Origin of the sequence: Mycolicibacterium aurum, from assembly GCF_900637195.1 — a bacterium.
GTDB classification, from domain to species: domain Bacteria; phylum Actinomycetota; class Actinomycetes; order Mycobacteriales; family Mycobacteriaceae; genus Mycobacterium; species Mycobacterium aurum.
The window spans coordinates 3,017,244-3,030,604 of record NZ_LR134356.1 but is presented as its reverse complement, the minus strand read 5'-3'; the positions used below and the strand labels follow the sequence as shown (position 1 = coordinate 3,030,604).

Sequence of the window (13,361 nt, the reverse complement as noted above, 5' to 3'; positions counted from 1 at the left end):
CGACACGGCGTCCATGCGACCTACTTGCGCGGAAGCCGAATTACGCAATTACTGACTTGTGCGTTAATTTGGTACGTACACTGTGCCCGGTGTCCACACCCTGCCTGTAAGCAGGGGAGCTAGATAGGGGCTGCTTTTGACTGTGACCGGCTACGACGTCCGATCGCTGTACCTGGATCTGCTGAGGCGCAACCTGACCAGATACGGGATGCACGAGCGCCTGCCGTCACGGTGGCCGCTACGCAGACGCCTTCTGTTCAAAGCGGTCAACACAATCAGCCCGCTGCGACTGGGATTGAGCCCGTTCACGGAGGACAAGCGCGACCTGGGACTGGACTGGCCGGCCGAAGCCGAGACCATGATCGGCATGAAGCGACTCACCAACCTGCAAGAGTGCGTCGAAACGGTACTCGAGGACGACGTCCCCGGCGACCTGATCGAGTGCGGTGTCTGGCGCGGCGGGGCGTGCATCCTCATGCGCGGGGTACTCGCGGCATACGGCGATGAGTCGCGTCGCGTCTGGCTCGCCGACTCCTTCCGGGGCGTGCCGCGCTCAGATCCTGATAAGTATGAGGCTGACAGGGGAATTCGGGCTGACTTCGCAGCGGGCATTCTCGGGGTCTCCGAAGAAGAGGTCCGCGCGAACTTCGAGCGATACGGACTTCTCGACGAGCAGGTTCGCTTCCTGCCCGGCTGGTTCAAGGACACCCTCGACGACGCGCCCATCGAGAGCATCTCGGTGTTGAGGCTCGACGGCGATCTGTACGAGTCCACGATCCAGGCAATCGACGCGCTGTATCCCAAACTCTCACCCGGTGGCTTCTGCATCGTGGACGACTACCGCGCCGTCAAGGCATGCGAATTGGCTGTCACCGACTACCGCAGCAAACACGGGATCACCGCCCCGATCGTCGACATCGACGGCACCGGCGTGTTTTGGCGCAAGTGACAGCAGTCGTCGACCCGGCATGCGACGGTCGTGACTGAGCGGCGGACGCCTATCCGGTTCGGCATCCTCGGTGCGGCGAACATCGCACCGATGGCGCTGGTCATTCCGGCCCGCGACAACGCCGAAGTCGAGGTGGCATCGGTCGCGGCCCGAGATGTGTCGCGCGCCAGAGTTTTCGCGGACAGGTACGCCATAGCGCGCGTACACAACAGCTATGAGGATCTGATCGCGGACCCGGAGGTGGATGCGATCTACAACCCATTGCCGAACGGCTTGCACGGAAGGTGGACCCTCGCCGCACTAGCTGCCGGAAAGCACGTTCTGTGCGAGAAGCCGTTCGCCGCCAACGCCTCCGAAGCGCAACACATCGCCGGGGTGGCCGCGGCATCAGGGCGAGTGGTGATGGAGGCCTTCCACTACCGCTACCACCCGTTGACCCGACGGGCCGAAGAGATTGTGGCATCAGGGGAACTCGGAACTCTCCACCAGGTGGATGCCAGCTTCTGCTTCCCGCTGCCGAGGTTCTCCGACATCCGGTACGACTATGCGCTCGCCGGAGGTGCGACCATGGACGCCGGCTGCTACGCGATCCACATTGCCCGCACGTTGGGTGGCTCCACGCCCAAGATCACTGCGGCGCAGGCGAAAATGCGCGGACCGCAGATTGACCGAGCCATGACCGCTACGTTGCGCTTCGCGCAGGGGCACACCGGACGCATCCGCTGCTCGATGTGGTCCTCGGATCTGCTGCGGGTCAGCGCCACGGTTATCGGCACTCGCGGAACGTTGCGGATGGTCAACCCGGTGTTGCCGCACCTGTTTCACAGGCTGAGGGTGAAAACAGCCGAAGGAAAACGGGTCGAGCGTTTTCCGGGCCGCACCTCCTACGCCTACCAGCTCGACGCCTTTGCCGCAGCGGTGATTCGCGGTGAGCCGGTACCCACGACAGTTGAGGATGCCGTCGAGAACATGTCGGTGATCGACGAGATCTACACCGCTGCCGGGCTGTTACCGCGTCGTCCCACGTGATGTCTGCAGCTGATGCATCTGGGCGGCAGAACCTTTTTCGCACATCGACAGATCCTTGATGTGGATGGTGCGGCGTTGACCGACGGTGTGATCTGCACGCCACTACTGGTAAGGGAAAGTCCCTTCGCCCGTATGCGTCTACTGCTAGCGTCGGTCCATGCCTGACAGCGTGGCGCCAGTGCGGATCGGCATTCTGGGCGCTTCGAGTTTTGCTCCTACGACACTGATCAACCCCGCCCGCGACAACGACGAAGTCGTGGTGGCGGCCGTCGCAGCCCGCGATGACGACAGTGCCAAGACTTTTGCGGCCAAACACGGAATCGCTCGCGCGTACGGAAGCTATGAGGCGCTGATCGATGATCCAGATCTCGATGCGATCTACGTACTGGTGCCCACCAGCATGCACGGACGATGGACCCGGGCAGCACTCGCGGCCGGCAAACACGTGCTGTGCGAGAAGCCGTTCACCGCGAACGGAACCGAAGCGCGGGAGATCGCCGACTTGGCAGCCAGATCGGACCGGATCGTGATGGAGGCCATCCAGTTCCGGCATCATCCGTTGACGCTACGCGTGCAGGAGATCATCTCCTCAGGAGAGCTGGGCACGCTGGAACTGATCGACGTCGCGCTGTGCGTGATGCTGAGACCTTTCACCGCCAACTGCTACAACTACTCGCTCGCCGGTGGCGCGATGATGGACGCTGGCAGCTATGTGGCCAACATGGCACGGACCTTCGGCGGCTCCACGCCGAAAGTCGTTTCAGCACAGGCGAAACTCAAGGATCCACGCGTGGATCGCGCGATGGCCGCAGAGTTGCAGTATCCCGAGGGGCACACCGGACGCATACGCTGCGCCCTGTGGTCGGCGGACCTGTTCCGGGCGAGCGCGAAGGTGGTGGGCGACAGAGGCGAACTACGCGTGCTGAGTCCGGCAGCTCCGCACCTCTTTCCACGACTGTCCATCCGATCTGGGAAGGGCAGACGTGTGGAGTGGTTTTCACGGCGTCCGACCTACAGCTATCAGCTCGACACCTTCGCAGGCGCAGTCCTGCGGGGGGAGCCGGTGCGGACCACGCCGGAGGATGCTGCCGAGAACATGGCGCTCATCGATGACGTCTACCGGTGTGCCGGGCTGCCGGTCCGTGAGCCGACCTCAACGACGCCGTGTTGACACGCAGCCGACCTCGTCAGCTCGGGAATTCCACCTGATTGATGTGATCGGCCACCCGCAATGCGTTGGCCGCCACAGTCAGGCTGGGGTTCAGCCCTGCGCTCGAGGGAAAGAACGAGGTGTCCACGACATAGAGGTTCTCCACCTCGTGTGCCCGGTTGTACGCGTCGAGGACACTGGTCGCAGGATCGGTGCCGAAACGGCATGTGCCGCACACATGACCAAGGTTGGCGTTGTCCTTTCCGCTGCCAAGAACGCGGGTCCGAAAAGGTGTCAGTATCTGCTTGAACAACCGCATGAACTCGGTGTGCCGGTTGATCTCACCCGGGTGCAGCCGGTACTGGATGCGCATCCGCTGGCGACCGTCGGAGCTGGGCCGGTCGACCGGCAGCACACGGTTGTCCAGGTAAGGCAGGTCTTCCATCATCGCGGCGAGAATCAGCCCTCCGGTGAAGAATCTCTCGTAGACCTGACGAACGATCGGTGCCATCAGACGTAGAGCCCTGCCCTGGGCTCCCGGCCGGTTGATCATCCATTCCATAGGCGGAATCGCCCCGAAAGACTGTATGGTTCCGAACTTCTGGCCTTCCCAGAAGTAGAAGTCATTGAGACCGATCTCTTTGTTCGCATGCGTGATGGCAGAGTCACGTTCCGGCCAGATCTCGATCGGATCGAGAAGATGGCGCATCAGGTTCCGGCCAACCCAGTCCGAACCGTTGGCCAGCCCGCGGGGCCAGTCTCCTGAGCGGGAGTTGAGCAGGACCACCGGTGTGGCCAGTGCGCCGGCGGCCAGCACCACGACCTTGCCCCTGAGAGCGAATGTGCCGCCGCGATGCTCACAGACCACGTGCCGGACCCGGGAACGATCGGCATCCAGGCGCAGCACCCGGCATTCGGTCAGCAACCGGGCACCGTACCGGGATACCGCAGGTAGTACGCAGTTTCGGGCCGCCTCGTTCTTACACGGCCTGTCACAGAGGAAGGTCTGGCAGGTCCTGCATCCCTCGGTGTAGTCGCACGCCATCGGCAGGTGGTACGGATTCAGGCCCCGCGCTGCCAGGTGATCGACGAGGGGGCGGTTGTCGTCGGAGAAAGGCGGCGCCGCGGGCAAACCGACAGCGGCCGCCTCGGGGCGCAGGGGATCGGCCTGACCACGCACACCGAACAGCGTCTCGGCCTCCGAATACCACGGCGCCATCTCGTCGTATCCGATGGGCCACGCGTCGGGCACCGTCGAAGAACCAGGGTCGGCGAAATTCTGTCGCGGCGTGAAATCCCGTGCGAAGAAGCGTTCGCAGACCATTCCGTAGAGTGCAGAAGATCCGCCGGTGCCGCTACCGATGAACGGGACAAACCGTTTCCGGCGCCGCCCGCTGATGTCTTCGACCTCATCGGTCGACCTGCCGGCACGAGCGAGGGCGTCGTAGTACGCCGCGGTCGATCGGCTCGCCTCCGGCTGCGCCAGCTCGGGAACTGCGGCGCGAATCGTTCCCGCGGCCCCGGGCAGGGTCGACCGGCCCTTCTCGACATAGAGCACCCGGCGACCTGAAAGTGCGAGCCTGTGCCCGAGGACGCCGCCGCCCATGCCTGCGCCGATCACGATCACGTCCCACATGACGAGTTCGGCTTCGCGCGCATCCATCATGGTGTCAGGCAAGTCCCACTCCTCAGCGGTCAGCCCAAACAGGCGCACTGCCTCGGCAATTCGGGATCTTACCAAGGTCGCAGCGGCGCTCACCGTCGATTACTTACCTACGCGTCAAGAACTGGAGATAATGTCCGCACCGACCGTGCGTCCGCGCACGACGTCCGAGAGATCGGAAATTGCGATGAACCGGAAGGACCTGACATGAGGTTCGTGATGTCGAGCTACGGCGGTCGCGGAGATGTCGAACCCGCAGTCGTGGTGGCGCGAGAACTGCAACGGCGTGGCCATGACGTGTTGGTCGCCGTTCCGCCGAATCTGGTGGGTTTCGCCGAATCGGCCGGCTTGCAAACGGTGGCCTACGGTCTGGATTCCGAATCCATCTTGGAATTGCAGCGCAGATATTTCACGTGCTACTCGCGGACGCCCTGGAAGGTCCGGGAGATCAGCCGGATGGCACGCGAAACTGAGGCGTTCGCCGCTGAATGCTGGGCGGAGATGACCAGGACACTGTATTCGGTATCCGCCGGCGCGGATCTTCTGCTCACCGGATTGATCTTCGAACAACCCGCCGCCAATGTCGCTGACGCCTACGACATCCCGTTCGCCGCACTGCAGTACTTCCCGTGCCGCGCGCACGGCCGGCTGCTGCCGTTCCTGCCGCCCCCGTTGAGCCGGCTCGTCATGCAGGCCAACGACTGGGCCGCCTGGCGGGGGACGCGCAGAGCCGAGGATGCTCAGCGCAGACACATCGGTCTGGCCGACAGCACGGGTCCCGCGCCGCGGCGCATCGCCGACAGGGGCGCTCTGGAGATTCAGGCTTACGAGCAGGTGTGCTTCCCGGGCCTGGCCGCGGAATGGGCGCGTTGGAACAGTCGACGCCCTCCCCGGAGGCCGTTCGTCGGCACGTTGGCGTTGGCAGCGCCCACCGAGTCCGACCAACAGATTGCGGCATGGATCGCCGGCGGGGAACCGCCATTATTCTTTGGATTCGGCAGCGTCCCAATCGAATTGCCGGCCAGGATGATTGCGATGATCGCCGCGGCATGCTCGACGCTGGGACTGCGTGCCGTGGTCGGTGCCGGCGGCACGAACTTCGGCGCCGTACCGGAATACGATCACGTCAAGCTCGTCGGGCAGGTGAACTATGCGTCGATCTTCCCGACGTGCCGCGCGGTGGTGCATCACGGCGGCTCGGGCACCCTCGCCGCCTGCCTGCGCGCCGGGGTCCCGCAGCTGATTCTCTGGACATTGCCCGATCAGCCGTTCTTCGCCGCCCAGCTCAAACGTCTCAAGGTGGGCACGGGACGACGGTTCTCCACCACCACCGAGAAGACGTTGGTCAAGGATCTGCGCCGGATCCTGGCGCCGAGCTACCTCGCGGGCGCGCGTGCACTCGCCGCACAGACGACCACGCCCGCCTCCAGCGCGGCGGCCGCGGCGGATCACGTCGAGGAGTTCGCGCGAGTCGGCAGCGTCGTCGGACACATCGGGCACCCTTGACGCGTGAGCAGTCGACGATGTTTGCCGTAATCGCACACAGCTGTCGAAGGTGTGGGCTCTAGTTGCGGATGAGGAAGCCGTTGGGAGCGAACGTGAACCCAAACTTGTCCTCTCGCATCACGTCGTGGGTGTAATCGTCGGGGAACTCCTTGTCGTACGCCTGGATGGCTTCGTAAGGTCCTGGTCCCCAGCCGGGAAGGACCGGATGGCCATTGACGCAGGAATCTTCCACCAGCAGGTAATCACCGGCAGACAGCAGGGGACGAAGAAGTTTCATTTCCGCCAGGACGTGATCCTTTGAATGATCGCTGTCGAGAATGGCGAAAATCCGGCCCGGGAATTCCTCTTTCAGGCGCGCAATCTGGTCAGCGACCGCCGGGACGATGGACGACGATTCGAAGAAGATGATGTTGGGATCGTTGGTCGTGGCGGGGTCGAGGCGCTGATGGCTGATGTCGACCGACAGCACCTTGAACGGCGTACCCACACGCTGCATGATGTGGGCGAAAAACAGCGCTGATCCGCCGCGATTGGATCCGAACTCGATGATCAGCGAGGGCTTCACGTCGAACAGGATCTCCTGGTAATTCCACATGTCGGCGACTGATTTCCAACATTCGACGCCGAGCCAGGTGGTCTTGTTCCACACGAAAGTGTTGTAGTACCACTTGTGATATTCCTCGCCCTCGGATCCCGACGGCTGATAAAGGACGATTGACAGTGCCGAATTCATGACTCGTCGCAATGATTTGGCGGTGGCGACGGCGAGTTGGCCGATGGATTTGCGATCTTTTTCGCCTGGCCCGTAAGAAGGCAACTCCCGCCGCAGCGCAAGGTTGGTGCGGCCCTGATTCCGCTCTTCGATGTTCTGACGCCTTTGCACGGCCGCAGAGTAGCAGCCGTAGTCCCCTCAAGCGGCTGTCTGGACGAACTCCGAGCCGGAGGAGAACTGCCTTGTCCACCGACCCGGCAGGGCCGCGCGCGGAAGCAGCCGGATATTCGCGAGAATTCATAAACCCGAACGGATTGACGGCCGCGTTAGTTACAATTCGGCCAGAGCGGGTGGCGGGAGGCCCCTTGCTGTCGTCGTCGTCGGAACTCCGCAGGGGGACTGAAAGGGCTTGGTACCGCATGGCTAGGGGAGCATTCGGACGCAGCGACGCCGAAATCGATCTGCTGGTCCGCGGCATGCGGTCGGGGATCGCGGTCGTTGGCTTCGGATACATCGGTACCGTCATCGGTGCGGTGCTCGCTGATCGCGGATGGCCCGTGACCGGGATCGATGTACGCCGCAGCGTCGTCGACGACATCAATCAGGGCAGAACGTCGGTGTCCGAACCCGGCCTGGGCGAGATGGTGGCCAACAACGTGCGGATCGGCCGCCTCCGCGCCACAACAGATTTCAGCGCCGTCGCCGACAACGATTTCGTTATCGTCAACGTGGGCACGCCGTTGGGTCCGGACTACGAACCTATCGTCGACGACATCAAAGCCGCCGCGCGCGCTGTCGGAGAACACCTGCAGCCAGGGCACGTCGTGATCCTCAAGAGCACCGTTCCGCCGGACACCACTGAAAACCTGGTCAAGCCCATCCTTGAAGACGCCTCGGGACTGCGCGCCGGCGTGGATTTCGGTCTGGCCTTTTGTCCCGAGCGCCTTGCCGAGGGGCAGGCCATACACGAGCTGACATCGATTCCCGTCGTCGTCGGAGCCGTCGACGAATGCAGCGCGAGGGCGTGCGCCACCCTATGGCGGCATGCGCTGGGCGTCGACTCGGTGATCGTCGAGGACCCGAGGACCGCCGAGATGGTCAAACTCGCCGACAACATGTGGGTTGACCTCAACGTCGCGCTGGCCAACGAGCTCGCGAAGGTATGCGACCGGCTAGGGATGGACGCCTTGCAAGTCATCGAGGCCGCCAACACGATGCCCAAGGGCGGAAATCCGGTCAACATCCTGCGTCCGAGCATGGGTGTCGGCGGATACTGCCTCACCAAAGACCCTTGGTTCATCAATCATCTCGGGCAGTCCCTCGGACTGGACCTGTCGATTCCGCGGACATCACGAACCGTCAACGACACCATGCCCGGCTACACCTACGGCCTGCTCGGACAACTCCTGTCCGAGCAGGGAAAGACCATCGAGGATTGCAAGATCGCGGTGCTCGGCATCGCGTTCAAGAACAATACCGGTGACTGCCGGCTGACCCCGACGAAGTACATCGTGTCGATGCTCGAAGACTCCCGGTGCCGGTTGTCGATCCACGACCCCTGGGTGCACGACGACGAGGCCCTGTCGGTCACCGATATCCCGTTGACCCCGGACATCGAGTCGGCGGTCAAGGACGCCGACGCACTGGTGGTACTGGCGGGGCACCGGGAGTTCCACCAGGTGCCGTTGACCCGGCTGGCAGACCTCACCACGGACGGGTGCGTGTTCCTCGACGGGCGCAACAGTTTCGACCCCGCGGCCGTGCGGGCGGCTGGATTCGTATACAAGGGCATCGGGCGCTGACCGAACCAGTGAAGCCGTCCCGCATGCACAAAGGGAAAGAGGGTAACCATGCCCAATGTCGTTGTCACGGGTGGCTACGGCTTCGTCGGATCGCATCTGGTGACCGCACTGCTCGATCGCGGAGACACGGTGACCGTGTTCGACTATGCGAAGAACACGCACGACACGAGCATCGACTTCGATCGGTATCCCGGCTTCCGATTCGTGCAGGGCGATGTCACCGATCTGGAGGCGTTGGAGGCGGCCATCACGCCTGAGGTCGACTCCGTATTCCACCTCGCGTCTGTGGTGGGGGTCAACAAGTACGTCGAGGATCCGTTGCGCGTCGTCGATGTCAGCGTCATCGGAACCCGTAATGTGTTGACTCTGTGCCATCGTCACGGCGCCCGCCTGGTATTCACCAGCACGTCGGAGGTGTACGGCAAGAATCCCGGCATCCCGTGGAAAGAGGATGACGACCGCGTTCTCGGGTCGACACGAACCGCCCGCTGGAGCTACAGCACCAGCAAGGCGATGGCCGAGCACATGGTCTTCGGCATGCACGACGCGCATGGCCTGCCAGTCACAGTTGTCCGGTTCTTCAACGTGTACGGGCCCCGCCAGAACCCGATTTTCGTGCTGTCCAAAAGTATTCACCGGATCCTCAACGGTCGGGAACCCCTGCTCTATGATTCCGGTGACCAGACCCGGTGCTTCACCTACGTCGACGACGCCGTGGCCGGCACACTCCTGGCTGCGGGCAGCGAAGCGGCGATCGGAGAGGTGTTCAACATCGGAAGCATGACCGAGACGACGATGCGCGAAGCGGTTGATCTCGCGATCAAGATCGCCAAGGTGGACGCCGTGTCGAGCACGGCAGCATTCGACACCGCCGAGCGATACGGCGCACGCTACGAGGATATTCCGCGCCGCGTTCCTGATTCGACGAAGGCGCAGCAGATGCTTGGCTGGCAGCTCAAGATCGATCTGGAGGAGGGGATTCGCCGCACCATCGACTGGGCGCGGGAGAATCCCTGGTACCTGGACTGAGCGCTCGGGCTGGAGTGCCGAAGCGGCGGCACGAGATCTGTGCCGCCGCTTGATGTCACACCCGGCAAGGTGTCCTGACGCTTGCGCCCCGCTAGTTGCGGACCAGGAATCCGTTTGGCGCGAAAGTGAAGCCGAACTTGTTCTCCCTCGCAAAATCGTGGGTGTAGTCGTCCGGGAACTCTGCCTCGTATGCCTCAATGGCCTCGTACGGCCCAGGCCCCCACCCAGGAAGGTTCGGGTGCCCGTTCAGCATGGAATCCTCCACGATGAGGTAGTCGCCCTTCTTCAGAAGCGGCCGCAGCAGTTTCATCTCGGCAAGCACGTGCTCCATCGAGTGGTCACTGTCCAGGATCGCAAATGTTTTGCCCGGCAGCTCGTTCTGTAGCCGGCGGATGCGTTCGGCCACGGCCGGCACAGTGGAGCGTGATTTGACGAACTGGATGTCGGGGTCGCGCTGGGCGATCGGATTGAGCAATTGGTGGGTCACATCCACGGAGAGCAGGTTGAATGGTTCGCCGATGCGCCTCATCGTGTCGGCGAAGAACATCGCAGACCCGCCGTGGGCTGAGCCGAATTCGATGAACAGGGAAGGCTTCAGGTCGAACAGGATCTCTTGGTAGTTCCACATGTCGCTGACCGACTTCCAGCAGTCGACGCCCATCCATGTGGTCTGCTTCCAGACGTTCGTGTTGTAGTACCACTTGTGGTACTCCTCGACCTCTGAGCCCGTCGACTCATACAGAAATGGCGCCAGAACACCACTTGCCAGCCTTCTGCCGAGACCCGACGGAGTCGGCCGTTGCTCGTAGAGTGCCGTGGCAATGCGAAGGACCGAGTTCCTGTCCACGAAACTGGCTTTCGTCCCCGACTCGTCGCGGCTCAACGTTCCCAGACTCTCGTCACCGTGTTCTTTCTGCACCGCAGCATGCTAGCTGACCCACTACCTGTCGCGAGTTAAAATTGACCTATCCGTTAGTTTTGTTAGTCACGATGTCAGCACACTCAGATCCCCTGGTACGTCGGTTCTTTCAGCCTGATTGTCAATCCAATCGAGGAGAGCGAGCAAACCGTCCTCCAGTGCCCACTCAGGTCGCCATCCGAGTTCGTCGACGGCTGCCCGGATGTCACACTTGGCCGCTCTCACATCTCCGTCGCGGAATTTGCCGACGACCCGCGGATCTGGGGCGCCACACAGGCGCGCTGTCATCGCGGCCAATTCGTGAATGGTCGTCGAGACGCCCGATCCGACGTCGAACCAGCGCGCGTCGGTCGAAGGCTGCCGCACTGCAGCGAACAACGCGTCGACGACGTCATCGATGTAGACGAAGTCGCGCAGGATCCGCCCGTCCTCGTAGACCTCGAGAGACTGTCGCGCACGGGAGAGCCGGGCGAACAATGCGACAATCCCCGTATAGGAGTTCGTCAACGACTGACCCGGACCAAAAACATTCTGCAGTCGCAGGATGCTCAGCCCGGCGCCATGGGCGGCGGTCCATGCCGCCAGAATGTGCTCCTGCGCCAGCTTCGTCGATGCATAGATGTTCGTGGGCCGGGGTTCGGTCCGACTTGCCGCACTCGCGAGCGGCGCCGCCGAGACTCCATCGGGCCCCTTGGGGTCCCAGTGGCCTGCCGACAGTTGCGCGTGGGTTCGCGGCGGTGGATAGAAGACATCTGCTCCGAATCCCCACGCCCCTTCGCCGTACACCGCTCGCGACGACGCGAGGATCAGATGCTCTGGGATGTATCCGGCCCTGCTCAACGCGTCGACGAGTTGGGTTGTGCCGACCACGTTCACCGAGCCGTGCCGGGTAGCCGCGGAAAGCGACTGCGCCGTACCGGTTTCTGCTGCCAAGTGCACGATCTGGCTTGGCTGGAACAAGCGCAACACGGCGTCCCAGTCCGGAGCATGGGTGACGTCACCGGTGAACAGGCGGGCCTCTGAAGGAATCGGCACCACAGTGTGCCGGGGGTGTACCTGTGGGTGAAGGACATCCATCACCGCCACGTCACAGCCGGAGTCCACAAGCCGTCGCGCGAGCGCTGAGCCGATGAACCCCGCCCCGCCCGTGATGAGAACCGATGCCGTCAACTGCCGTCCCTTCAGTGGCTGCCGGGCGCCGTCCGCGACAGCCCGAGACTGGCTGCAACCACCGCGGTCGCGCGCATCCCCTCGAGTTCCGCGCGCAACCCTGAATGCAGTAAGCCTTCGACCAACAGCGGATCACCGGTTGTGCCGATGGCGATTTGGCGCAAGGTCACCACCTGGGACGACAAATCGTGCAGCTCGGGACAAAAATTATCACATTCGTCAGTATTGCGTCCGGACTGGGGCAAAACTCGGGCCCGGCGCCCTACTCTGCTAGCCGAGACCCAGAGGAGAACCGGTGAGCGTAGTCGACGGACAGACGGCAGATCGGACGAGCAGACAGACCGTGGATCGCACGACCCTGCATCAGGTGTGGAAGACGATCCTCATCGTCATCGCGCTCGGGGTCGCCACGGCCTGTTACTTCGCGCCGGCACTTCTCGCTGTCATCGGGGTGCTGCTGGTCGCGCTCGTGTGCGCCCGGGCGCTCTACCGTGGTCGCGATCGGTTCATCCCGAATCTGTACGCCCGGGACATCAGGGTCTACGACGATGACTACCGGGCATTCATCGGACAGTCCCTCGAAGACTTGCGGCAGTGCAGGATTGCCGACCACACCCTGTTGCGGGAGGCATCGCAGCTCGCTCCGCCGGCGGGCGCCGACGCCGACGCGCTGGTACTGGACCTCGGCGTGTGGATCGGATGGTCGACCCGGCTGACCGCCGACGCGAGCGGTCGCCCGGTCTACGGTTTCGATACTTTCGAAGGTCTTGTCGAGGACTGGCAGATCGACGACCAACTCGTCATCAAACGCGGAACCTTCTCCCTGACCGAACCTCTCGCCAAGCGCTTCATCACCGATACCGGCGTCACCCTGCGTGACGGGATACCACCTGCGCTCGGCCGCGACGTGCAGTTCATCAAGGGCAGCACCTACGACACGCTCGAACCATTTCTCGCCTCCAAACCGGCGGCGCCGATCGCGCTGTTCCACATGGACCTGGACACCTACGAGAGCTGCCTGCACGCACTGGAGACCTGCAAGGACCGCTTCGTCGAAGGATCGATCCTAGTATTCGACGAGTACCTGGTGACCAACGGCGAGATGCGCGCGTTCTACGAATTCCAGAGCAAGTACGGGCTGCAGTGGCGATACCGGGCGTGGGGCCTGGAGATCTGGGAGATGAACGTCGAGATGGTCACGGCGCGGTGGAAGCGCCTCGCGTACTACCTCATCTTGATCGCCGGGTACTGGTCACTGGGGGACGGCCGCTATGTATGGACTTTCTTCGAGAAACGGTTCTGGCGATTCTGGCTGGGCGCACCGATCGGCGACATCGCGTTCATGCTCGGTGCAGCCGGGCAGCGGAAGTCGGTCAGCCTGGAGATTACCGGCCTGGGCAGCATTGGACACCAAAGGTCCTGAGCGGCAACG

General features: G+C 63.0%; 11 protein-coding genes. 7 read left to right on the top strand and 4 right to left on the bottom strand.

Annotated features, from left to right (window positions below; translation table 11 throughout):
* Nucleotides 1–142 precede the first annotated feature (142 nt).
* The 3 genes from EL337_RS14400 to EL337_RS14390 all read left to right on the top strand — a co-directional run bounded on the left by EL337_RS14400 (nucleotide 143) and on the right by EL337_RS14390 (nucleotide 3,149).
* Nucleotides 143–949, top strand: a complete 807-nt coding sequence (locus EL337_RS14400; protein WP_048630989.1) for a TylF/MycF family methyltransferase — start codon at nucleotides 143–145, stop codon at nucleotides 947–949.
* 90 nt (nucleotides 950–1,039) lie between these two features.
* Entirely contained in the window at nucleotides 1,040–1,978 is a 939-nt protein-coding gene (locus EL337_RS14395; RefSeq protein ID WP_083442995.1) for a Gfo/Idh/MocA family protein, read from the top strand.
* Between the two features lie 157 nt (nucleotides 1,979–2,135).
* Entirely contained in the window at nucleotides 2,136–3,149 is a 1,014-nt protein-coding gene (locus tag EL337_RS14390) for a Gfo/Idh/MocA family protein (RefSeq protein ID WP_048630987.1), read from the top strand.
* Nucleotides 3,150–3,165: 16 nt separating this feature from the next.
* On the opposite strand, the gene EL337_RS14385 is transcribed toward EL337_RS14390, so the two are convergent.
* The gene (locus EL337_RS14385; protein WP_232786726.1) at nucleotides 3,166–4,806 is read right to left on the bottom strand and encodes a GMC oxidoreductase; all 1,641 of its coding nucleotides are present in this window, start codon (nucleotides 4,804–4,806) and stop codon (nucleotides 3,166–3,168) included.
* Nucleotides 4,807–4,998: 192 nt separating this feature from the next.
* On the opposite strand from EL337_RS14385, the gene EL337_RS14380 reads away from it, so the two are divergent.
* On the top strand, nucleotides 4,999–6,297 hold the full coding sequence (locus tag EL337_RS14380; protein ID WP_048630986.1) for a glycosyltransferase: 1,299 nt from the start codon (nucleotides 4,999–5,001) through the stop codon (nucleotides 6,295–6,297).
* Between the two features lie 58 nt (nucleotides 6,298–6,355).
* On the opposite strand, the gene EL337_RS14375 is transcribed toward EL337_RS14380, so the two are convergent.
* The gene (locus EL337_RS14375; protein WP_109519793.1) at nucleotides 6,356–7,030 is read right to left on the bottom strand and encodes a rhamnosyl O-methyltransferase; all 675 of its coding nucleotides are present in this window, start codon (nucleotides 7,028–7,030) and stop codon (nucleotides 6,356–6,358) included.
* 398 nt (nucleotides 7,031–7,428) lie between these two features.
* On the opposite strand from EL337_RS14375, the gene EL337_RS14370 reads away from it, so the two are divergent.
* Nucleotides 7,429–8,811 (top strand): nucleotide sugar dehydrogenase, encoded by a 1,383-nt coding sequence (locus EL337_RS14370; protein WP_048630985.1) that lies wholly within the window; start codon nucleotides 7,429–7,431, stop codon nucleotides 8,809–8,811.
* A gap of 48 nt (nucleotides 8,812–8,859) precedes the next feature.
* Complete coding sequence (locus EL337_RS14365; RefSeq protein WP_048630984.1) at nucleotides 8,860–9,840, top strand: NAD-dependent epimerase/dehydratase family protein; 981 nt, start codon at nucleotides 8,860–8,862, stop codon at nucleotides 9,838–9,840.
* 91 nt (nucleotides 9,841–9,931) lie between these two features.
* Here the strand turns inward: EL337_RS14365 and EL337_RS14360 are convergent, their stop codons facing one another.
* Nucleotides 9,932–10,609 carry a rhamnosyl O-methyltransferase gene (locus EL337_RS14360; protein WP_048631251.1) on the bottom strand — a complete coding sequence of 226 codons (678 nt, stop codon included), beginning with the start codon at nucleotides 10,607–10,609 and terminating at the stop codon, nucleotides 9,932–9,934.
* Nucleotides 10,610–10,825: 216 nt separating this feature from the next.
* Entirely contained in the window at nucleotides 10,826–11,929 is a 1,104-nt protein-coding gene (locus EL337_RS14355) for an NAD-dependent epimerase/dehydratase family protein (RefSeq protein ID WP_048630983.1), read from the bottom strand.
* 343 nt (nucleotides 11,930–12,272) lie between these two features.
* Between EL337_RS14355 and EL337_RS14350 the strand changes: the two genes are divergently transcribed.
* Nucleotides 12,273–13,352 carry a class I SAM-dependent methyltransferase gene (locus tag EL337_RS14350; RefSeq protein ID WP_232786725.1) on the top strand — a complete coding sequence of 360 codons (1,080 nt, stop codon included), beginning with the start codon at nucleotides 12,273–12,275 and terminating at the stop codon, nucleotides 13,350–13,352.
* Nucleotides 13,353–13,361 lie beyond the last annotated feature (9 nt).

What these genes read in the sequence shown, in the direction of transcription:
- EL337_RS14395 (WP_083442995.1), top strand. Translation starts at nt 1,040, where the DNA reads ATGGCGCTGGTCATTCCGGCCCGCGACAACGCCGAAGTCGAGGTGGCA.
- EL337_RS14390 (WP_048630987.1), top strand. Translation starts at nt 2,136, where the DNA reads ATGCCTGACAGCGTGGCGCCAGTGCGGATCGGCATTCTGGGCGCTTCG.
- EL337_RS14380 (WP_048630986.1), top strand. Translation starts at nt 4,999, where the DNA reads ATGAGGTTCGTGATGTCGAGCTACGGCGGTCGCGGAGATGTCGAACCC.
- EL337_RS14375 (WP_109519793.1), bottom strand. Translation starts at nt 7,030, where the DNA reads ATGAATTCGGCACTGTCAATCGTCCTTTATCAGCCGTCGGGATCCGAG.
- EL337_RS14370 (WP_048630985.1), top strand. Translation starts at nt 7,429, where the DNA reads ATGGCTAGGGGAGCATTCGGACGCAGCGACGCCGAAATCGATCTGCTG.
- EL337_RS14365 (WP_048630984.1), top strand. Translation starts at nt 8,860, where the DNA reads ATGCCCAATGTCGTTGTCACGGGTGGCTACGGCTTCGTCGGATCGCAT.